Source organism: Rhodococcus sp. IEGM 1381 (assembly GCF_030056795.1).
GTDB lineage: Bacteria > Actinomycetota > Actinomycetes > Mycobacteriales > Mycobacteriaceae > Rhodococcoides.
The window spans coordinates 28,937-49,300 of record NZ_JASHKQ010000003.1 but is presented as its reverse complement, the minus strand read 5'-3'; the positions used below and the strand labels follow the sequence as shown (position 1 = coordinate 49,300).

Sequence of the window (20,364 nt, the reverse complement as noted above, 5' to 3'; positions counted from 1 at the left end):
GCTGTTGACACCGCGGTGGGGCGGGCGGGGCTCGAACCCGCGACCAATGGATTATGAGTCCACGGCTCTAACCGACTGAGCTACCGCCCCATGCTCGTACCAGGTACGAGCCTGCAGAATCGTACAGAATCCGGCCCCCTCGGTGGTGCATCGGGTGCGCTACTTGGCTCGGACCTGCACCGGGACCCCGTTGAGGATCGCGTTGGCCGAGACGGCGTCGACGCGGCCCGGGTCGGTGATGTCGTTGACACTCGGTCCTTGCACCGTCGTCGCGACCGACAACTGGACACCGGGGCGCTGATGGCCGAAGCCGTGCGGCATGCTCACCACGCCCGGCATCATCTTCTCCGATGCAGCCACCTCGATATCGACGGTTCCGGCAGCGGAGGTGACCGACACCATCGATCCGTCCTCGATACCGCGATGTGCGAGGTCGTCCGGATGTGCCAGAAGCTGATGTCGCGCTTTGCCTTTGGTGAGCCGGGTGGTGTTGTGCATCCACGAGTTGTTGCTGCGTAGGTGCCGCCGTCCGATCATCAACAACTCGTCACCACTCGGAACTGCGCTGGAATGCATCAGATCCACCAACGCGGGAAGTTCGGTGACCACCACATCCTGAATCAACTGGACACGCTTGTCCCGCGTCTTCAACTTCTGCGGAAAGCCGGGACGCAGTGGACCGAGATCGATGCCGTGCGGATTGGCCCGAAGCTTTCTCAGCGACAACCCTTTTCGTCGGCTACGGAGCAGGATGTCCAGAGTGCGAGCAGGGGACAGGCGTAGGCGGGCCTCGCCGATGATGCTCTTCGGAGTCACTCGTGCTTTCAGCCGATCGAACGTCGAACCCGCCATGCGGTTCTTGTAGCGGAGCGAGAGATCTCGGAAGATCTCCCAATCATGCTTGGCGTCAGCCTGCTTGGGTAGAACCGCGGGCGTGTATTTCGCGGTGTTGTGTACCGCGAAGGAATTGAAGATCAGGTCGTAGTGATCGCGTTCGAGCGACATCGTCGGCGGCAGAATCACGTGTGCGTGGCGCGAGGTCTCGTTGATGTAGAAGTCGAACGACACCATGAAATCCAGGGCCGCGAACGCGTCGTTCAGGGTGGTGCCACCGGGCATCGACAACACCGGATTTCCGGACAGCACCGCCATCGCGCGGATCTGGTCTTTGCCCTCGGTGGTGATCTCGTCGACAAGCGTCGAACACGGGTATTCGCCTGCGAACTCGGGAAGATCGCGAACGCGGCTGCGCCACTTGTCGAAGTGGCCGCGGCCGACGATGCCCTGCGAGATCAGATCGATCGCGGGGTCGGTCACCATCGCACCACCCGGGCGGTCGAGATTGCCCGTCACGATGTTGAGCACCTGAATTGCCCACTGACACACGGTGCCGAACTGCTGGGTCGATACCCCCATTCGGCCGTACGCCACGGCAGATTTCGCTGCGGCGAAATCACGAGCGAGAGTCGAAATCTCGTCCGCCGAGATTCCGACAACGGGGGCGACGGCCTCCGGGGTGAACTCCGCGACGAGATCGGCGAGTCGATCGGCCCCGTCGACGTAATCGGCAACCTTCACCTCGCCGTCGGCGACGACGGTGTGAATCATCGCGAGCAGCAGCAGTGCATCGCTGCCGGGCCGAACGAAGAAGTGCGTGTCGGCGATATCGGCGGTCTCGGTCTTGCGCGGATCGACCACGACCAGGCGGCCACCCCGTTTGCGCAGTGCCCGCGCTCTCTTGGCGAAATCGGGCACCGTCATCATGCTGCCGTTGGACGCCATCGGATTACCGCCGAGGACAAGAAAGAAATCGGTTCGATCGATGTCCGGGATCGGTAGCAGCAGCTGATGGCCGTACAACAGATGGTCGACCAGCTGATGTGGCAGCTGATCCAGCGAGGTGGCGGAGTAGCGATTGCGCGTCCGTAGCAGCGAGGTGAACGGAATCCCATGCGTCATCGCGCCCATCGAATGCACGTTGGGGTTTCCCTGATATATGCCGACCGCGTGGCGCCCGTACTTTTTGCGCGTCGAGACAAGACCCTCGACGACGAGGTCGTATGCCTCGCTCCACCCGATCTTCTCCCACTTGTCGCCCACCCGCTTGACCGGTGTGGTGAGTCGATCGGTATCGGCATGAAGATCGATCAGCGAGAGTGCCTTGGGGCAGATGTGGCCGCGTGAGAGTGGATCCTTCTCGTCACCCCGGATCGACACCACTGCGTCGTTCTCCACGGTGAACTCGAGCCCGCAGATCGCCTCGCACAAATTGCACGATCCATACACAACCGACATCGCATCTCCCATTCCTGTGGATCGAGAGTAGCCCGGCGGGGGACCGGGGCACTGTCATCGACCGACAATTAGGCTCTGGAGTTGTGCCTACTCTCGATCTCACAGCCTCGTGGCCCGTCGATCATGTCAGTGCCGTAGTCGTCACCGACTCCGGTATTCGTGAGAAAGTCGGCGACACCGAGAATGTCTACGAACTCGCCTCGGTGACCAAGCTGCTGAGCGCGTACGCGGTCCTCGTTGCCGTCGAGGAAGGCGCGGTGGAACTCGATCAGCCCGCAGGGCCGGAGGGTTCGACGGTGCGTCATCTGCTGGCGCACGCGTCGGGATTGGCGTTCGGCGACCGCACGGCGACGGCACCGGCCGGCACCAAGCGGATCTATTCGAGTGCAGGGTTCGAGGTGTTGGCCGAGCTGATCGAAGCCGAATCCGGCATAGCCTTCCCCGACTACCTGAACGAGGCCGTGTGCGGGCCGCTGCAGATGACGAATACGTCGCTGCCGGGATCGGCCGGTCACGGCGGCCGCTCCACGCTCGCCGATCTGACGAGGTTCGCGGCCGAGTTGCTCGCGCCGACGCTCCTGGCGTCGCAGACACTGGCGTCGGCGACAGAGGTGCAGTTTCCCGGTCTCAACGGAATCGTGCCCGGTTACGGATCACACAGGCCCTGCGACTGGGGGCTCGGGTTCGAGCTGCGGGGCGACAAGACTCCGCACTGGACCGGGAGCAACAACTCGTCGTCCACGTTCGGTCACTTCGGGCAAGCCGGAACGTTTCTGTGGGTGGATCCGGCGGTACGGACTGCATGCGTGGTGTTGACCGATCGGGCGTTCGGAGACTGGGCCAAGCCGCTGTGGCCGGAACTGTCCGACGCAGTGCTGGCGGGGTGAAACTCGTCTGTTCACAGATTGCACTGGCGCAACAGGGGTAACTCGGGGCACACTAGTACACATACGCATGGATTCACTGCAGCCAGCCGCAGCATGTCGAGGTCGTTGGGGAAGACGTCCCTCGTCGAAGCTGGAGGTAGTGCAATGCGTGGATCGAATCAGTTCGCAGAAGCGACGTCGGGTGTTGTGTACATCCACTCGTCGCCCGCTGCTCTGTGCCCGCACGTCGAATGGGCGTTGACCGACGCCCTCGATTGCCGTGCGAATTTGAAGTGGTCGGCGCAGCCTGCCTCCGATGGTCAGCTGCGCGCCACCACCGACTGGGTGGGCCCGGTCGGTACCGGCGCCACGCTTGCCGGCATCCTGCGCTCGTGGCAGATGCTGCGGTTCGAGGTGACCGAGGATGCCAGCGAAGGCGTCGACGGCGAACGGTTCTCGCACGTGCCCGGATTGGGCCTGTGGCGCGGAACGACGAGCGCGAACGGTGACGTGGTACTCGGCGAGATGCGGCTGCGCGCTCTGATGGAAAACAACCAGGGGAATTTCACTGCAGCCGTGGAGCATGCGCTCGGCTCGGACTGGGACGCTGCCCTCGAGCCGTTCCGCACCGGTGGTTCCGGAGCGGAAGTGACGTGGCTGAGCCGCGACGTCGGCTAGCCGACCGGGTTGCTGGGGCCTGAGTGTCGCGGTAGTTTCGCGAGCGTGCCTGGGTAGGCATGTGGGAACGACCGTGGAGTGGTGAGTTCGATGCTGTCGACTGGAAAAGTGATTCGATTCGACGAGTTCAAGGGGTACGGATTCGTAGCGCCGGACGAGGGCGGCGAGGACGTGTTCATTCACGTCAACGATCTGGACTTCGACAAGAGACTGTTGGCACCGGGGGTTCGAGTCGAGTACGTCGCCGTCGAAGGCGACCGAGGCCTCAAGGCCACCCAGGTGCAGATCATCGACGGTCCGGCATCGACCGCACTGGTGACCCGACACAAGCCGGACGTGCCGTTCCACAACGTTGAAATCACCGAACACGAGCAACTCGAAGATGTCATCTGCGACGTGCTGTCCGAGGGGGACTTCACCGCGGAACTGACCGAGGCTCTCCTGACCGCCAACGGCACCTTGTCAGCGGCGCAGATTCTCGATATCCGATCAGTGATACTGCGATTGGCTCACGACCACAAGTGGATCGAGAGCTGACCGGCGCTCGAGCCGCCCGCCGCCCGCCCGGGTGCTGAATGAATGCGGCTTTGTTGCATTCAGAGCGACTGGAAGCCGCATTGATCCCAAACGGGGGAGGGGTGACACCCGACGAGTTCGCGGTGCACCCCGAGACGATCAGAGTGGAATGTTCTTGTGGTTGCCCCGCGCCGCGGGAGCAGCAGCGAGTGCTTTGGTGACCGTGCTGCGAGTTTTGCTCGGCTCGATGACCTCGTCGACGACACCGATGGCCACGGCCCGCTCGACGCCACCGGCGATGCTCTCGTGCTCGACGGTGAGGCGATCGTGCAGTGCCTCACGTTCCTCTTCGGGCGCGGCGGCGAGGGCCTTCTTGTGCAGGATGCCGACGGCTGCTTTGGCGCCCATCACGGCGACCTCGGAGCCGGGCCAGGCGTACACGGCAGTGGCACCGAGTGCGCGAGCATTCATGGCGATGTACGCCCCGCCGTAGATCTTGCGCGTGACCAGGGTGACGCGAGGAACGGTCGCTTCGGCGAAGGCGTGCAACAGTTTTGCTCCGCGACGTACGACGCCTTCCCATTCCATGCTGACCCCGGGCAGGTATCCGGGAACGTCGACGACCACGATGAGCGGAATGCCGAACGCATCGCACAACCGCACGAAACGTGCTGCCTTCTCGGCGCTTTCGGAATTGAGGCAACCGCCGAGGCGAATGGGATTGTTGGCGATGACGCCGACGGTGCGGCCGCTGATGCGTCCGAGGCCGATGACGATGCTGCGGGCCCAGCCGCCCTGGAACTCCTCGAACGTCGATTCGCCTTCGACGTTGTCGAGCAGTTCGTGGACGATCGGGTGCACATCGTATGCGCGACGGTTGGATTCGGGCATCAAAGCCCGGAGATCGGTGTCGCCGTGCTCGGCGGCGGCGATGTCGAATTCGCCCTGCTCGCAGAACATCGACACCAGACGGCGGGCGCGGGTGAATGCGTCCATCTCGCTGTCGGCGACGATGTGGCAGACACCGGACTTCTTGTGGTGGGTGTCGGGGCCACCGAGCGAGGCCATGTCTACCTGCTCGCCGGTGACACTGCGGACGACGTCGGGGCCGGTGACGAACACGCGTCCCTCGGGAGCCATGATGACGACGTCGGTCAACGCAGGACCGTAGGCGGCGCCGCCGGCCGCGAAGCCGAGAACGACGGAAATCTGGGGGACGAGGCCGGACGCTCGAACCATGGCCTCGAAGACGAGTCCTACGGCATGGAGAGCTTCGACGCCCTCGGCGAGGCGAGCTCCACCGGAGTGCCATACGCCGACGAGCGGAGCGCGCTGTTCGATGGCGATATCGATGGCGGCGACAATGTGCTCGCAGCCGTCGACGCCCATGGCACCGCCCATGACGGTGGCGTCGGAGCAATACGCGATGGTGTGGACTCCGTCGATCTCACCGGAGGCCGCAAGAATGCCGGACTTGTCCCGATCGTGCAGGGGGACTGTGGTTCCGGTGTCGAACAGGTTCTCGAGGCGGGCGAGTGGATCGCGGGGATCGGTAGAAGTACCGGATCGAGTGACGGGAGCCAGAATGGTCATCGCTTGTCCTTCTTCAGGGCCCCCGTGGGGGCGAGGCCCGAACCGGGGCCGTTCACGAGGAACGGTCCCCGGTTCGGATCATGCACTGCGAGAGCGGGATTCGCTGAGTCGAAACGATCGACTCAGTGCATCACGCCTTTCCGAAGGCGAGCGCTACGTTGTGCCCACCGAATCCGAACGAGTTGTTGATCGCGTAATCGATCTGTCCGACGCGGGGCTCGCCCTTGACGACGTCGAGATCGATCTCGGGATCCTGATTCTCCAAATTCAGTGTGGGAGGGATGATTCCCTCGCGCACTGCCAGCACCGTCAGAACCGACTCGAGAGCGCCGACGGCACCGATCGAGTGGCCGAGAGCGGATTTCGGTGCGTACACCGCTGCGTGATTTCCGACTGCCTGATTGATCGCCAGCGCCTCGGCGGTGTCTCCGATGGGAGTTGCCGTTGCGTGAGCGTTCACGTGGGTGATGTCGGACTTCTGCAGGCCTGCGGTCTCGATTGCACGCTTCATAGCGCGCGCGGCACCTTTGCCCTCCGGATCGGGGGCCACGAGGTGGAACCCGTCGGAAGTGATCCCGGCACCGAGCAGGCGGGCGTGAATCGTCGCGCCGCGAGCCTTGGCGTGCTCCTCGGTCTCGATGACCATGAGCGCACCCGCTTCACCGAAGACGAAGCCGTCACGGTCCTTGTCGAACGGACGTGACGCCCCCTTCGGGTTGTCGTTGTTGGTGCTCATCGCCCGCATCATGGAGAAACTGGCGATCGGGACCGCGTCGATGTAACCCTCGACACCGCCGGTGACGACCATGTCCGCGTCGCCCATCACGATCATCCGCCACGCGTGAGCGATGGCTTCCGATCCCGAGGAGCAGGCGGAGACGGGGGTGATGACTCCGGCCTGTGCTTTGAGCTCGAGCCCGACCACCGCTGCGGGGCCGTTCGGCATGACCATCTGAACGGCGAGCGGGGATACCTTGCGGTAGCCGCCGGCCTTCATCTTGTCGTTGGCGTCGATCAACGCGTCGCCGCCACCGAGCCCGGTACCGATCGATACACCGAGGCGCAGGGGATCGACGTCGGGCGTGCCGGCGTTCTTCCATACCTCGCGACCGAGCACGGTGGCCAGCTGCTCCACGTAGCTCATCCGACGGATCTCGACCCGTGAGAGCAGACTTTGCGGGTTCACCGCGAGGTGTCCGCCGATCCGCACGGGCAGGCCGTACTCGGAGACGAAATCGTCTTCCAGAGTATGGATACCGCTGTCGCCGTTCAGCAGACCCTTCCACGTGGCATCGACGTCACCCGCAAGTGACGTTGTCGCAGCGAGGCTGGTGACGACGACACTGGGGAAGCGTCCGTTGGCGGTGGATGGGCTGGTCATGGGCCCTGTCACTCGCTCGCGGAGTCGTCGAGCTTGGCCTTGATAGCTTCTGCGGCTTCGGGGTTCTCCGCTTCGAGCTTCTGGATGTAGTTGACGGCGTCACCGACGGTGCGCAGACCTGCGAGGTCCTCGTCAGGGATCTTGACGCCGTACTTGTCCTCGGTCTGCACTGCGATCTCGACCATGGAGAGCGAGTCGATGTCGAGGTCGTCCACGAAGGACTTCTCGACGGTCACCTCGGACGGTTCGATGCCCGTGACCTCTTCGATGATCTCTGCAAGTCCGGCGATGAGGTCTTCCTGGCTGGCCACTGTTGTGGGTCCCTTCTCTTCTGTGTCGAACGCCGAAGTCATGTGCTTCGAGACGCGGTTGTGCATTTCTGCCACTCGGGGAGTGGAAGTAGATCCGCAGCGCGAGAGACTGCGGTGTGGGTTGCCGAGCTATCCGAGCTCGGCCAGTGCGGAAATGTCCGCCGGTGTCTTCAGACCGAGGTTGGCGACGCCGCGCAGTTCACGCTTGGCGATGCCGACCAGTGCGCCTGCCGGGGGCAGTTCCACAAGTCCGGTGACCTGTGCCGTGCGCAGGTAGGCGTTGCACAGATCCCATCGCACGGGGCGAGTGACCTGAGCGGCAAGCTTGTTCAGCGCATCGGCACCCGAGGTGACCGGCTGACCGTCCGAGTTGGACAGCAGGGTCCGCGACGGCTCCGAGGGAGTAATGGCAGCAGCGGCTGCGGCAACGGTGTCGCCCGCCGACGCCATGTACTTGGTATGGAACGCGCCTGCGACCGGGAGTGCGCGGACGCGAGCCTTCTCGGGCGCGCTCTCGGCCAGTTCGGCGAGCTTGGTCAGCAGGCCGGCTGCGACGATCTGCCCGGCGGCGTTCACGTTCGCCGGGGCGAGATCGAGTTCTTCGAGTCGGGCGAGGACGGCGGACTCGTCGCCGCCCAAGACTGCAGACATGCCCGTCGGCTCGAGCGCACAGGCCTTCGCCATCGCAGCGCCACGGACCGCGGCGAGGGAGACTGCGTCGTCGGAGGAGATGACGCCGGCAATGGCCGCGGCAGCAAGCTCGCCCACGGAATGTCCGGCGATGACGGCATCCTCGGGGAACAGGCCACGTGCAGCGATTTCCTCGAAAGCGAGCAAGGCAGCCGCAACGACCAGCGGCTGTGTCACCGCGGTATCGGTGATCTCCTCGGCGGTGGCCGTGGTGCCGAGACGGACGAGATCGAGGCCGGAAGCCTTGGACCACAGCGCCAGCCGGTCGGCTGCGCCGGGCAGTTCGAGCCATGGCAGCAACATGCCGGGAGTCTGGGAGCCCTGACCGGGCGCAAGCAACGCAATCACAGAGTTAAGGGAACACTGTCGGCCCATCGATCAGTGATGTCGCGCCCGATGAACTCTCGACAAGCAATTTGTGGGAACCCTACAAATCGCCTCGTGGAGATCCGCCATCGCCGGACGGTGGCTGCGCGTTACGTGACTACTTCACCGAATGTGACTTGTGTGACGTATGGGGCAGAATGGGGTGGTTCGTGATGAGTTCGAGCCAACCTTCCTACCGTTGCTGCAACTCGGAGCACGTACGCATCCCGCGGGTTGGTGGGATCGCGCCCGGTTACCTCGGCAATGCGCTTGAGGCGATAACGGACGGTATTTGGATGAACAAACAGCTGCCGTGCGCAGGTTTCCACGGCACCGCCGCAGTCCAGATAGGCGTCGAGCGTGTCGGCCAATCCGGAACCCGCCGCAGCCAACGGAACGACCACATGATCGTTCAACGCCGATATCGCCGCACCGTCGTTCAGCAGCGCACGCTCGGGAAGCAGCTCACCTGCATGCACCGGACGCGGTGCGCCCCGCCAACCCGCCACGGCCTGCATCCCGGCAAACGCCTCCACGGCGCTCGAGTGCGCCGCTCCAAGAGTGCGGGTGGTGGGACCGATGACGACGGGCCCGTCGGAGAAGTTCTGCAGCATGTCGTCGATGAAGGTGTGGTGGGCAGGCGAATCGGTGATCTGGCCGCTGACCACCATGACCAACCGCGTCCCCTGGACCACGGCCAGTGCTGCGCGTCCGTGCTTCTGCGCCACCGCGTGCACGGTTCCGACGACGGACACGCCCCGATCGTCCGGGGGAGTGCCGACCAGCACAGTCGCGGGCGCGGTGGCGTCCCAGTTCAACGTGGCCGCGCGGGAAAGCATGTCCGAGCCGGTGTCTCCGCGCACGACGGCGTCGACCACGAGGGCTTCGAGGCGGGTGTCCCAGGCTCCACGGGACTCAGCGGCACTGGCGTAGACCGATGCGGCCGCGAAACCGAGCTCGCGTCCGTATCGCAACACGGCTTCGGTCAGCGCGACCAACTGCTGATCGTTGCGTGCGAGAGCCGGAAGCCACTGCTCGAAGAACTCCATCGCCACGCGGACCATGTCGACTGTCTGGCGAAGAGTGAGGCGTCGGGCGAGGTCTTGGGGGATCACCTGAAAGGCATCGAGAGAGAAGCGGATATCGCTGTGCGGATTCTTGAGCCATTCGAGAAAGTTGTCGACGGCCGTCTGAATGAGCAGCTGGACACTCGCACGTTGGGCTGCGTCCAGATCGCCGAAGAACGGCAGCTGGCCCTGCATCGTCGTCACGGCCTCGGTCGAGAGTCGGCCGGAGAACTGCTTGACCCGTCGCAGCAGGGCGTCGGGCAGAGGATCGCGCTTCTGGCGGGAGGGTGCCAGTGAGGCGACCGGAAGGTGCACCTCGTTGTCCGACGTCAGGGAATCGCGGGTCAATGACTCGCGCAACGCTTCGCGGTAGGCGTCGCGTCGGGACACGTCGCGTGCGGACGCGCTGCCCGGTGGGTCGGGTTTCGCATCGGACATAAGGAGAACCTACGCCCGACCCCCGCCCCTATCGCGACGGACATGCTTCGCGACGTGGGACGGGGGTCGGCCGAACAGGCGTGGAACCTACGCCGAACCGGTATCGGCGAACGACGTCGGAGCAGCAGTGACGTCGTCGATCTTGTACTTCTCCGCGGCTTCGACGGCCTTGGACTTGTCGATCTCACCGGATGCTGCGAGGGCGGACAGCGCGGCGACGACGATCGACTCGGCGTCGACGTTGAACACCCGACGCGCGGCCGGACGGGTATCGGAGAACCCGAAGCCGTCGGTGCCGAGGGTGACGTAATCGCCCGGAACCCACTGGCGAATCTGGTCCGGTACTGCACGCATCCAATCCGAGGACGCGACGACCGGGCCGTTGGCGTCGGCCAGCGCGGAGGTCACGAACGGAACGCGCTTGTCGGCACCGGGATTGCGCAACGACTCCCGCTCGGCGTCGACGCCGTCGCGGCGCAACTCGCCCCAGGACGTCACCGACCAGACGGCCGAGCGCACGCCCCACTCCTCGAACAGCAACTCTCGGGCCCTGCGGGCCGAGACCATGCCGACGCCCGACGCCAGCAACTGCGCCTCGGGTCCATCGCCTTCCTGCGGGGCAGCGAATCGGTAGATGCCCCTGAGCAAGCCCTCGACGTCGAGGTTCTCCGGCTCGGCCGGCTGCACGTACGGCTCGTTGTACAGGGTGATGTAGTAGAAAATGTTCTCGCCGCCGAAGCCTTCTACGCCTTCGGTGCCGCCGTACATCCGACGCAGACCGTCCTTGACGATGTGCGCGATCTCGAACGAGAACGCCGGGTCGTAAGCCACGGCCGCCGGGTTGGTCGATGCCAACAGCAGCGAGTGACCATCGGCGTGCTGCAGACCCTCACCGGTCAGGGTGGTGCGGCCGGCGGTGGCACCGAGGACGAACCCTCGAGCCATCTGGTCTGCCGCAGCCCACAGGCCGTCGCCGGTGCGCTGGAAACCGAACATCGAGTAGAAGATGTACAGCGGGATCATGACCTCGCCGTGCGTGGCGTACGAGGTGCCGACCGCGGTGAACGACGATGTGGAACCGGCTTCGTTGATGCCCTCGTGCAGGATCTGGCCGACCGAGCTCTCCTTGTAGGCGAGCATCAGCTCCGAGTCCACCGAGGTGTACAGCTGGCCGTTGCGGTTGTAGATCTTCAGCGACGGGAACCACGAGTCCATGCCGAACGTGCGGGCCTCGTCCGGGATGATCGGCACGATTCGGTGGCCGATCTCCTTGTCTCGCAACAGCTCTTTCATGACGCGCACGAGCGCCATGGTGGTGGCGACTTCCTGCTTGCCGGAGCCCTTGCGGAGCGTCTTGTACGTGTCGTCGCCCGGCTGCGGCAGCGGCTTGACGTCCACCCGACGCTCGGGGACGAAGCCGCCGAGCTTGTTGCGACGATCGAGCATGTACTGGATCTCGGGAGCATCCGCACCGGGGTGGTAGTACGGCGGCATGTACGGATCCTTCTCGAGCTCCTCGTCGGAGATCGGGATGTGCTGGAGATCGCGGAACGTCTTGAGATCGTCGAGCGTCAGCTTCTTCATCTGGTGCGTGGCGTTACGGCCCTCGAAGTGCTTGCCGAGGGTGTAGCCCTTGATGGTGTGCGCCAGGATGACCGTCGGCTGGCCCTTGTGCGACATCGCGGCCGCGTAGGCAGCGTGCACCTTGCGGTAGTCGTGACCGCCGCGCTTGAGGTTCCAGATCTCGTCGTCGGAGAGATCCTTGACGAGCTCCTTGGTGCGTGGATCGCGGCCGAAGAAGTGATCGCGGACGTAACCGCCGTCGTTGGCCTTGTAGGTCTGGAAGTCGCCGTCGGGGGTGGTGTTCATCAGGTTGACGAGCGCGCCGTCGCGGTCTGCGTGCAGCAACGTGTCCCACTCGCGGCCCCAGACGACCTTGATGACGTTCCAGCCCGCACCGCGGAAGAACGACTCCAGTTCCTGGATGATCTTGCCGTTACCGCGCACCGGGCCGTCGAGACGCTGCAGGTTGCAGTTGACGACGAACGTGAGGTTGTCCAGACCCTCGGTGGCGGCGACGTGTGCAAGTCCACGCGATTCCGGCTCGTCCATCTCGCCGTCGCCGAGGTAGGCCCACACGTGCTGATCGGTGGTGTCCTTGATGCCGCGGTCGTTCAGGTAATGGTTGAAGCGAGCCTGGTAGATGGCGTTCATCGGGCCGAGGCCCATCGACACCGTCGGGAACTCCCAGAAGTCCTGCATCAGCCGCGGGTGCGGGTACGACGGCAGTCCGCCGCCCTCGGTCTCGTGGCTTGCTTCCTGGCGGAAGCCGTCCATGCGCTCGGCCGGGATGCGGCCCTCGAGGAAGGCGCGGGCATAGATGCCGGGGGAGGCGTGACCCTGGATGAAGATGTGGTCGCCGCCGCCCGGGTGATCCTTGCCGCGGAAGAAGTGGTTGAAGCCGACCTCGTAGAGCGCTGCGGAGGACGCGTACGTGGAGATGTGTCCGCCGACGCCGACGCCGGGACGCTGTGCGCGGTGCACCATGATGGCCGCGTTCCAGCGGATCCACGCACGGTAACGACGTTCCATCGACTCGTCGCCGGGAAACCACGGCTCGTTCTCGGTGGGGATCGTGTTGACGTAATCCGTCGACGTCAAGGACGGCAGCGCAACTCGGCGCTCGCCGGCGCGCTCGAGCAACCTCAGCATCAGGTAGCGAGCGCGGTTGGGGCCGGACCTCTCCAGCAAGCCGTCGAACGATTCGATCCACTCGTTGGTCTCGTCGTTGTCGATATCGGGCAGGTACGACGCGACACCCTCACGGATGACGCGGACCCGGCCGTCCGAGCCCTTCTTGCCTGCAGACGATGTGTTCTGCCGTTCGCCGCTGTTCACTTCGGACAACGTGTGCACTCCTCAATGTGGCGGACGCTCGGTGTGGCGCCCGGTCCCGGTAGACCCGCCCCTGTGACGGCGGTCTACTTTCCTCGTTCTCGTGATTCCTCCCCAATCCTGCTACATCTTGTTGGTTCTGGTAGTACAGAGGTCCAATACCCACCAGTAGAAATTTATGTACTCAATTTCGGCGCGGTCAGCTTGCGCGAACGGCTTCAACACTGTTCGCTTTGACTACTGCACCCACAATTCAAGGAGGTCACCACCGTGGTCGCCGCGGCGGACGCTCAGAACTACGCTCAGAAACTTGGCATAACTCGCGACATGGTCGTACAGGAGCTGGGCTGGGACGAGGACACCGACGATGATCTGCGCGCCGACGTAGAAGATGCGATCGGTGGGGAGACCCTCGACGAGGATTCCGACGAGGTGATCGATGTTGTGCTGCTGTGGTGGCGCGACGGAGACGGTGACCTGGTCGATGCACTCATGGATGCAATCGGTCCTCTTTCGGACGATGGCATCGTGTGGGTCCTCAGCCCCAAGACCGGCATGTCCGGGCACGTCGAACCCAGCGAGATTGCCGAATCCGCCCCGACCGCAGGATTGACGCAGACCTCTGCGGCAAATCTCGGCGACTGGATCGGAAGTCGATTGGTTCAACCCAAGACTCCCGCCACCAAGCGGTAGGCCGATGCTCGACACAGGAAGACGGTTCTAGATGCCGATCGAGGTTGGCGCTGTTGCGCCCGACTTCACACTCAAGGACCAGAACAATCAACTGGTCACGTTGTCGTCGTACAGGAACGTGAAAAACGTTCTGCTCGTGTTCTATCCACTGGCTTTCACCGGCACGTGCCAGGGCGAGCTGTGCAAAGTGCGCGACGAGCTACCGACGTTCGAGAACGACGACACCGCGATCCTGGCGATCTCGGTGGGTCCGCCTCCGACCCACAAGATCTGGGCCGCAGAACAGGGTTACACCTTTCCGCTGCTGTCCGACTTCTGGCCACACGGTGAAGTGGCTCAGGCGTACGGCGTGTTCAACGACAGCGCCGGATTCGCCAATCGCGGAACGTTCGTCGTCGACAAGTCCGGAATCATCAGATTCGCCGAAATGAACGGTCCCGGGGAAGCTCGAGACAGTTCATCGTGGTCCGAGGCTCTCGCACAGGTGAGCTGACCTGCGGAATTGTAGTTAGAGATCAGACACGATAAATTTCTCCAAGCGTTCCGGTGGCCCGGGGTTATCCCCAGGCCACCGGTACTCGGGCGTATAGCTCAGCGGTAGAGCTCTGGTTTTACACACCAGCGGTCGGGGGTTCGAACCCCTCTGCGCCCACCATTCACAGCGATTCTCGGCTCGCCCGAACCTCTCGCACGATCTGCTGTGCCCGGTGTTCCTCGGGCAGTCGATCACCCTTACCGAAGAGCTTGTGACGCAATGTGCCCGGTGTGTACTCGGTGCGATAGACACCCCGCCGCTGCAATTCTGGAACAACGAACCGAACGACGTCCTCGAAGGTTCCCGGTGTGATGGCGTAGGCAAGATTGAAGCCGTCCACGTCGGTCTCGTCCACCCACTCCTGCAGTTGATCTGCCACCTCACCGGGGGAGCCGACGATGCGCGGACCGGCACCACCGATGCCGCCCCACTCGGCGATATCGCGCACCGTCCATTCCGTGCCGTCGGCCCCGATCGACTGGAAAGACGCAACAAACGACTGAATCGCGTTGCTCTCGACATTTCCCAGCGGCTCGTCGAGTGCGTACCTCGACAGGTCGACGCCCATCCAGCCCGACATGAACACCAACGCGCCCTCGGCACTGGCATACGACCGATACTCGTCGTGCTTGGCGTGAGCGAGCTCGGATGTCTCGTCGGTGACGATGGTGAGCAGCTGATAGATCCGCGCGGAATACGGATCACGACCGGCGTCGCGCAATGCTCGACGAATATTCGAAACCGTCTGCGCCAGAATCTCCTTCGTGGGCGCACCGACGAAGATCGCCTCTGCATTCTGCGCCGCGAACCGTACCCCGCGCGGTGATGCCCCGGCCTGATAGATCACCGGTGTTCGCTGCGGCGACGGCTCTGCCAGATGTATACCGGGCACCGTGAAATGCTTGCCTCGGTGGCCGATTCGATGCACCTTGGTGGGATCGGTGAACACACCGGTCTCGCGATCGCGGACCACCGCGTCCTCGTCCCACGACGCCTCCCACAGCTTGTAGAGGACCTCGAGGTACTCGTCGGCGTGGTCGTAGCGATCGTCGTGCTTCAGCTGATCGTCGTGTCCCATGTTCTGCGCCGCTGACGGCAGATAACCGGTGACGACATTCCACCCGATGCGGCCGTTGGTCAGATGGTCGAGCGTGGAGAGCCGACGTGCGAACGGATACGGATGCTCGAAACCGGTACCTGCAGTGATGCCGAAGCCCAGATGCTCGGTGACGGCGGCCTGCGCGCTGACGAGCAACAGCGGGTCCGACACCGGAATCTGCGCACCGTGCCGGATGGCGGCATCGTGGTTGCCGCCGTACACGTCGTACGTGCCGAGGACGTCGGCGATGAACAAACCGTCGAACAGGCCTCGTTCCAACAGTTTCGCCAGATCGGTCCAGTAGCCGAGTTCCTTGTATCGCCACGACTGATCGAGCGGATGACGCCACAGACCGGGGGATTGATGCGCGACGCAATTCATGTCGAAGGCATTGAAGCGAATCTCGCGTGACACGGGGGAACTCCTTCGGCGGGACGACCTGTCTTCGATATCGACAGCGGTGCGACGCTACCGACGACTCAGGGCGGTGGGAACAGTTCGGATCGTGATGAGTCGATAGCTGGTCAGCAGCACTTCGATACCTCAGTGTTGCGCAGTCACATCACTGAAAAGAGCGTCGGAGCATGATCGAAATAGCGCAATTGACCAAGACGTACGGGACGGGGGAGAACGCGACCGTCGTCCTCGACCGGCTGGATTTCACGGTGCAGTCCGGGGAGATCCTGGCCGTCGTCGGCCCCAGTGGTGCCGGCAAAAGCACACTGGCTCAATGCATCAACCTGTTGACTCGGCCCACCTCGGGCTCGGTGATCGTCAACGGAGACGACCTGGCGCAGTTGAATGCCAAGCAACTTCGAGTCGCGCGGCGCCGAATCGGTACGGTGTTTCAGTCGTCGAGCCTGCTCTCGCGTCGAACCGTGGCGGAGAACGTCGCATTGCCACTCGACTTCCTGGGGGCCACGAAGGCAGAGACGGCCAGGAGGGTAGGAGAGCTTCTCGACCGAGTAGGTCTTTCCGACAAAGCCGCTCGCTATCCGTTTCAACTCTCGGGCGGACAACGCCAGCGAGTGGGAATTGCGCGAGCGTTGGCGCTTCGGCCGTCGGTGTTGCTGTCTGACGAGGCCACCTCCGGCTTGGATCCGCAGACCACCGAATCGGTGGTCGAATTGCTGCGCGAACTGCGTCGCGACCTCGACCTCGCCATCGTGTTCATCACCCACGAGATGGATACCGTTCTGCGAGCAGCTGATTCGGTGGCCAGGCTCGATCACGGCCGCATCGTCGAATCCGGGAAGCTGATCGATCTGCTGACCGACCACACGTCGGCGCTCGGCAACGAGCTGCGCCCCAGGCGTGACGACGCACAGGCTGCGGACGGCGACGTGCAATGGAACGTGACCTACGATTCGCCCGATGTTCCGCAGGACTGGATCGGGCGGCTGGGCCAGGATCTGGGCGCACCGGTCGCGCTGTTGGGAGCCTCCGTGCAGGTAGTGGCCGGAGTGGCTGTCGGCAGCGCCTCGCTCGGCATCGGTGCCCACCTGAGTGGACGCGTCCCCGGTGGACTGGAAGCGCTGGGGTTGTCGGGTTCTGCACTCACCGAGCAGCCGATCCTCGAGGCAGCGTCGTGATCGCAATTGTGGCCGCAGGAAACAAAGTTCCCGTTGACGAATTGCCTGCTCTGCTCCTGCCTGCGCTCGGCGACACCCTCACGATGGTCGGGATCGTGATGTTCATCGTGGTTCTCGTCGGTGTGCCACTCGGTGCGGTGTTATTCAACCTCGGACCCGGCGGGTTGTTCGAGAACCCGGTGCTCCATGCGCCGATCAGCTGGATCGTCAGTATCGGGCGGTCGTTGCCGTTTCTGATCTTGATGGCTGCACTGGTTCCGGTCACGCGATGGATCACCGGAACCAACATCGGTATCGCAGCCGCTGTGGTGCCGATGTCGCTGGCGGGCATCGCATTCTTCACCCGCATCGTCGAGAACTCTCTGCGCTCGGTTCCGACGTCGGTGGTCGACGTTGCCCGGGCGTCGGGCGGTTCCACACTGCAGGTCACCACCACGCAGTTGTCCGAGGCGGTGCCGTCGATCATCGGTGGACTGACCATCAACGTCATTGCCATGATCGAATACTCGGCCATAGCGGGCACCATCGGCTCAGGCGGAATCGGTTATGTTGCAGTCACATACGGATACCAGCGATTCGATCACACCGTCATGATCGCCACGATCGTCATCCTGATTCTCACCGTCGCCGCCGTCCAGCTCGTCGGCGATGCACTCGTTCGCTACACCACACCTCATCAGCGCGCCTTGCGCACTGCCTGAACCGCATTCGAAAGGTCCAATCCATCATGACAACGTCCACCGAAGCGCACGGCTTCGAGCTGAAGAACCGTCGAAAAGCGCCCTGGATCATCGCGGCCGTCGTGCTACTGATTGCCCTCGCCGTGGTTGTCCGCGTCGCGTTCTTCGGCGACACGGCATCGGCCAACGAGACCGAGGGCGCAACGCTTGTCGTCGCCACTGCTGAAGGCAATGCGTCCGAGCAGGCCCTCGTCGAATTCGTCGCCGATCAGGTAGCTCCCAAGTACGGCATCACGGTTGCATTCCGCGGACTCGCAGACAGCAACACCATCAACCGCGCGGTGAGTGAGGGCAAGGTGGCCGCCACGGTGTACCAGCACAAGCTGTGGCTGGGCCAGGTACTCGAATCCAACCCCGACTTCCAGGAAGAAGCCGCAACCCCGGTGTTCCGTTGGGGCTTCGGACTGTGGTCCGACAAGTACTCGGACCCAGCTCAACTGCCGGACGGCGCAACGGTCTCGCTCTACTCCGATCCAGCCAACGAAGCGCAGGGTCTGTGGGTGCTCGAACGAGCCGGTCTGATCACCCTCGACCCCGCCGTCGACAAGTCGACGGCCACCCAGAAGGACATCGTCGGAAACCCGAAGAACCTGAAGTTCACACTGCTGGACTTCGCTGCGCAGTCACGGGCATTGCCGGATCTCGATGCAGCAGTGGGCTATACCGAGTACTACCTCGCGGCCGGCATCCCCGTCGAGAAGCAGATCTTTGCACCGCCGGCACCGGACGAGTTCGCCGGGCAGCTCACGATCGGTAGTCGTTGGGCGGACACGGACAACATCAAGAATCTCGTCGCTGCGTTCAAGGACCCTGCGGTGCAGGAATTTCTGGCGACCGACCCGCGGGTGAAGGACATCCTGCTTCCCCTTCAGTAGGAGCACCTCGCGCCCGACGGTCCGGCACTGGACCGTCGGGCGTGTCCGTGGTGCTACGTTCGATCCGCACCCGACAGCAATGAGACGAGGCGGACGACGTGACCCGGTACGACGCGCTGACAGAACTACTCGACGAGCGGTACTCGTGCCGGCAGTTCCTGCCCAAACAGGTTTCCCGCGATGTGCTCGAGCAACTGCTGTCTGCCGCCCGGCGTACTCCCTCCTGGTCGAATACACAGTCGTGGCAGGTCATCATCACCGAGGGCGATGCCACCCGGAAGTTCTCCGAGGCCTTGGTGGAGCACGTGGCGTCCGGGGTCCCGCAACCGGACTTTCCGTTCCCGGCCAACTACAACGCCCTGCACCGCGCTCGGCGACGCGAATGCGGCGGAGCCTTGTACGAGAGCATCGGTGTGGTCAAGTCCGATACCGAGGCGACGACGCGTCAGTTCATTCGCAATTACGAATTGTTCGACGCCCCGCACGCGGCCATCATCACCACCGATGCCGATCTCGGTGTGTACGGGGCGGTCGATTGCGGGTTGTATCTACAGACCTTTCTGCTCGCGGCGCAGAGCCTCGGTCTCGGAGCGATCGCGCAGGCAGCATTGGCGGCTTACTCACCGTTTCTGCACGAGTGGTTCGACATTCCGGACGACCGGCGCGTGGTGGCGGGAATTTCCTTCGGTTACCCGGACGAGACCCACTCGATCAACGGATTTCGCACCAGCCGAGCGCCTTTGGACGAGACCGTGAGATTCGTCAGCTGAGCACGTGCGGCGTCAGCTCCGAAGACGACGAACCAGCTCGGTACCGACATCCGTGCCCGAACGCCATGCGCTTTCCACTCTGGGCGCTCCCGATGCACACCATTGATCGCCGGCGAACCCGACGAGTCGTCCGTCGCGCTGCTCGAGCGCAAAGGTGGAATCGTGCTGCGACGCAGGCTTTGCGAACGTCCATCGATGGGCGTGCGTCCAGCTGGGTGCCGTGGAGACGACCGACAGGTCGCGCAGCGCGTCGAGAACCGGAGTGATCACTCCGTCGGGCTCGGCGAGATGCTGTTGTGCACGCTCCGAGGTCGTATGAACCACCAGCACGGGTGCACCGTCCCCGCGCCGGGCACCGTCGTCGACGATGAAGGCAATATCGGGATGATCGTTGACGAAGGCCGCGTCGCGGAACGGCACATCCAACCCGTCGAATCCGCATGCGACTGCGATGACCGGTTCGTACTCGACGCCGTCGGGGACTGCGGTCAGTCGCGTCGCTTGAGGATCGGGCATCGCCACCACGACGTGGCCGTCAGGTAGGTCCGTCAACTCGGAGGATCCTTCGATATCGAAGTCTCCCAACAAGTCTCGTACCAGAGATCGGAGCCCGTTCGGGGTGGCCCATCGAACCGGGCCGGTGGTGGTGCACGGCGCAGTCTCGGGTTTGAGAATGCCGAACGTGTTGGCCCACTGGCGCGCCAAGCCCCTCGACTCCCAGTCGGCTACCACCGTCGAGAAATCCTGATCTCGGACGGTGAAGTAGCCGGCACCCAGATCGACGCGTCGTCCGTGCAACTCGGGGGAGGACATTCGCCCGCCGGGGGCGCGTCCTCTGTCGACGATGCGAAACGGCACGGCTGCGTCGTGAAGAACACGGGCGCATGCCGCGCCGGCAATTCCGGCACCGACGATGGTGATCGAGTCCGTGGTGCGCTCAGCGTCGACATTCATGGGGTCAGTA

Annotated in this window: 18 protein-coding genes and 2 tRNA genes; 10 read left to right on the top strand and 10 right to left on the bottom strand. The window is 63.7% G+C overall.

What is annotated here, in order from left to right:
* Positions 1–16 precede the first annotated feature (16 nt).
* Both QM797_RS12260 and QM797_RS12255 read right to left on the bottom strand, forming a co-directional pair.
* Positions 17–90: transfer RNA gene (locus tag QM797_RS12260), tRNA-Ile, on the bottom strand.
* 69 nt (positions 91–159) lie between these two features.
* On the bottom strand, positions 160–2,295 hold the full coding sequence (locus QM797_RS12255) for a molybdopterin-dependent oxidoreductase (protein ID WP_283275896.1): 2,136 nt from the start codon (positions 2,293–2,295) through the stop codon (positions 160–162).
* 83 nt (positions 2,296–2,378) lie between these two features.
* Between QM797_RS12255 and QM797_RS12250 the strand changes: the two genes are divergently transcribed.
* The 3 genes from QM797_RS12250 (at position 2,379) to QM797_RS12240 (ending at position 4,376) form a co-directional block, all read left to right on the top strand.
* A complete protein-coding gene (locus QM797_RS12250) occupies positions 2,379–3,182 on the top strand; it encodes a serine hydrolase domain-containing protein (protein WP_283275895.1) in 804 nt (267 codons plus the stop codon).
* 144 nt (positions 3,183–3,326) lie between these two features.
* Positions 3,327–3,839 carry a DUF3145 domain-containing protein gene (locus QM797_RS12245; RefSeq protein ID WP_283275894.1) on the top strand — a complete coding sequence of 171 codons (513 nt, stop codon included), beginning with the start codon at positions 3,327–3,329 and terminating at the stop codon, positions 3,837–3,839.
* 90 nt (positions 3,840–3,929) lie between these two features.
* Positions 3,930–4,376, top strand: a complete 447-nt coding sequence (locus QM797_RS12240) for a cold-shock protein (protein WP_283275893.1) — start codon at positions 3,930–3,932, stop codon at positions 4,374–4,376.
* 138 nt (positions 4,377–4,514) lie between these two features.
* Here the strand turns inward: QM797_RS12240 and QM797_RS12235 are convergent, their stop codons facing one another.
* From QM797_RS12235 to aceE, 6 genes are all read right to left on the bottom strand, one after another.
* Positions 4,515–5,948 carry an acyl-CoA carboxylase subunit beta gene (locus QM797_RS12235; protein WP_283275891.1) on the bottom strand — a complete coding sequence of 478 codons (1,434 nt, stop codon included), beginning with the start codon at positions 5,946–5,948 and terminating at the stop codon, positions 4,515–4,517.
* Positions 5,949–6,078: 130 nt separating this feature from the next.
* Positions 6,079–7,329, bottom strand: a complete 1,251-nt coding sequence (locus QM797_RS12230; protein WP_283275890.1) for a KasA/KasB family beta-ketoacyl-ACP synthase — start codon at positions 7,327–7,329, stop codon at positions 6,079–6,081.
* 8 nt (positions 7,330–7,337) lie between these two features.
* The gene (gene acpM, locus QM797_RS12225; protein ID WP_051048029.1) at positions 7,338–7,682 is read right to left on the bottom strand and encodes a meromycolate extension acyl carrier protein AcpM; all 345 of its coding nucleotides are present in this window, start codon (positions 7,680–7,682) and stop codon (positions 7,338–7,340) included.
* Between the two features lie 87 nt (positions 7,683–7,769).
* Positions 7,770–8,678, bottom strand: a complete 909-nt coding sequence (locus tag QM797_RS12220) for an ACP S-malonyltransferase (RefSeq protein WP_283275889.1) — start codon at positions 8,676–8,678, stop codon at positions 7,770–7,772.
* Between the two features lie 128 nt (positions 8,679–8,806).
* On the bottom strand, positions 8,807–10,201 hold the full coding sequence (locus QM797_RS12215) for a PucR family transcriptional regulator (protein ID WP_283275888.1): 1,395 nt from the start codon (positions 10,199–10,201) through the stop codon (positions 8,807–8,809).
* Between the two features lie 87 nt (positions 10,202–10,288).
* The gene (gene aceE / locus QM797_RS12210; protein WP_283275887.1) at positions 10,289–13,108 is read right to left on the bottom strand and encodes a pyruvate dehydrogenase (acetyl-transferring), homodimeric type; all 2,820 of its coding nucleotides are present in this window, start codon (positions 13,106–13,108) and stop codon (positions 10,289–10,291) included.
* A gap of 258 nt (positions 13,109–13,366) precedes the next feature.
* Here aceE and QM797_RS12205 point away from each other — a divergent pair, with 258 nt between their 5' ends.
* The 3 genes from QM797_RS12205 to QM797_RS12195 all read left to right on the top strand — a co-directional run bounded on the left by QM797_RS12205 (position 13,367) and on the right by QM797_RS12195 (position 14,444).
* Entirely contained in the window at positions 13,367–13,789 is a 423-nt protein-coding gene (locus QM797_RS12205; protein WP_032379129.1) for a DUF3052 domain-containing protein, read from the top strand.
* 31 nt (positions 13,790–13,820) lie between these two features.
* A complete protein-coding gene (locus tag QM797_RS12200) occupies positions 13,821–14,282 on the top strand; it encodes a peroxiredoxin (protein ID WP_032379128.1) in 462 nt (153 codons plus the stop codon).
* A gap of 87 nt (positions 14,283–14,369) precedes the next feature.
* Positions 14,370–14,444, top strand: a tRNA-Val gene (locus QM797_RS12195).
* A 1-nt stretch (position 14,445) separates the two neighbouring features.
* Here the strand turns inward: QM797_RS12195 and QM797_RS12190 are convergent.
* Positions 14,446–15,837: an LLM class flavin-dependent oxidoreductase gene (locus QM797_RS12190; protein ID WP_349307194.1), complete on the bottom strand. Its 1,392-nt coding sequence runs from the start codon at positions 15,835–15,837 to the stop codon at positions 14,446–14,448.
* Between the two features lie 170 nt (positions 15,838–16,007).
* On the opposite strand from QM797_RS12190, the gene QM797_RS12185 reads away from it, so the two are divergent.
* The 4 genes from QM797_RS12185 (at position 16,008) to QM797_RS12170 (ending at position 19,400) form a co-directional block, all read left to right on the top strand.
* Entirely contained in the window at positions 16,008–17,015 is a 1,008-nt protein-coding gene (locus QM797_RS12185) for a methionine ABC transporter ATP-binding protein (protein ID WP_283275886.1), read from the top strand.
* 83 nt (positions 17,016–17,098) lie between these two features.
* The gene (locus QM797_RS12180; RefSeq protein ID WP_283276097.1) at positions 17,099–17,716 is read left to right on the top strand and encodes a methionine ABC transporter permease; all 618 of its coding nucleotides are present in this window, start codon (positions 17,099–17,101) and stop codon (positions 17,714–17,716) included.
* A 26-nt stretch (positions 17,717–17,742) separates the two neighbouring features.
* Positions 17,743–18,630 (top strand): MetQ/NlpA family ABC transporter substrate-binding protein, encoded by an 888-nt coding sequence (locus tag QM797_RS12175; RefSeq protein WP_283275885.1) that lies wholly within the window; start codon positions 17,743–17,745, stop codon positions 18,628–18,630.
* A gap of 98 nt (positions 18,631–18,728) precedes the next feature.
* Positions 18,729–19,400: a nitroreductase gene (locus QM797_RS12170; protein ID WP_283275883.1), complete on the top strand. Its 672-nt coding sequence runs from the start codon at positions 18,729–18,731 to the stop codon at positions 19,398–19,400.
* A gap of 12 nt (positions 19,401–19,412) precedes the next feature.
* On the opposite strand, the gene QM797_RS12165 is transcribed toward QM797_RS12170, so the two are convergent.
* Positions 19,413–20,354, bottom strand: coding sequence for an NAD(P)/FAD-dependent oxidoreductase (locus QM797_RS12165; RefSeq protein WP_283275882.1), 942 nt, complete (start codon positions 20,352–20,354; stop codon positions 19,413–19,415).
* Positions 20,355–20,364: the final 10 nt, after the last annotated feature.

Bases quoted from the DNA above. Each gene is read 5' to 3' on its own strand.
- QM797_RS12200 (WP_032379128.1), top strand. From the start codon at position 13,821: ATGCCGATCGAGGTTGGCGCTGTTGCGCCCGACTTCACACTCAAGGAC.
- acpM (WP_051048029.1), bottom strand. From the start codon at position 7,682: ATGACTTCGGCGTTCGACACAGAAGAGAAGGGACCCACAACAGTGGCC.
- QM797_RS12240 (WP_283275893.1), top strand. From the start codon at position 3,930: ATGCTGTCGACTGGAAAAGTGATTCGATTCGACGAGTTCAAGGGGTAC.
- QM797_RS12175 (WP_283275885.1), top strand. From the start codon at position 17,743: ATGACAACGTCCACCGAAGCGCACGGCTTCGAGCTGAAGAACCGTCGA.
- QM797_RS12165 (WP_283275882.1), bottom strand. From the start codon at position 20,354: ATGAATGTCGACGCTGAGCGCACCACGGACTCGATCACCATCGTCGGT.
- QM797_RS12245 (WP_283275894.1), top strand. From the start codon at position 3,327: ATGCGTGGATCGAATCAGTTCGCAGAAGCGACGTCGGGTGTTGTGTAC.
- QM797_RS12185 (WP_283275886.1), top strand. From the start codon at position 16,008: ATGATCGAAATAGCGCAATTGACCAAGACGTACGGGACGGGGGAGAAC.
- QM797_RS12255 (WP_283275896.1), bottom strand. From the start codon at position 2,295: ATGTCGGTTGTGTATGGATCGTGCAATTTGTGCGAGGCGATCTGCGGG.
- QM797_RS12180 (WP_283276097.1), top strand. From the start codon at position 17,099: ATGGTCGGGATCGTGATGTTCATCGTGGTTCTCGTCGGTGTGCCACTC.
- QM797_RS12215 (WP_283275888.1), bottom strand. From the start codon at position 10,201: ATGTCCGATGCGAAACCCGACCCACCGGGCAGCGCGTCCGCACGCGAC.
- QM797_RS12230 (WP_283275890.1), bottom strand. From the start codon at position 7,329: ATGACCAGCCCATCCACCGCCAACGGACGCTTCCCCAGTGTCGTCGTC.
- QM797_RS12235 (WP_283275891.1), bottom strand. From the start codon at position 5,948: ATGACCATTCTGGCTCCCGTCACTCGATCCGGTACTTCTACCGATCCC.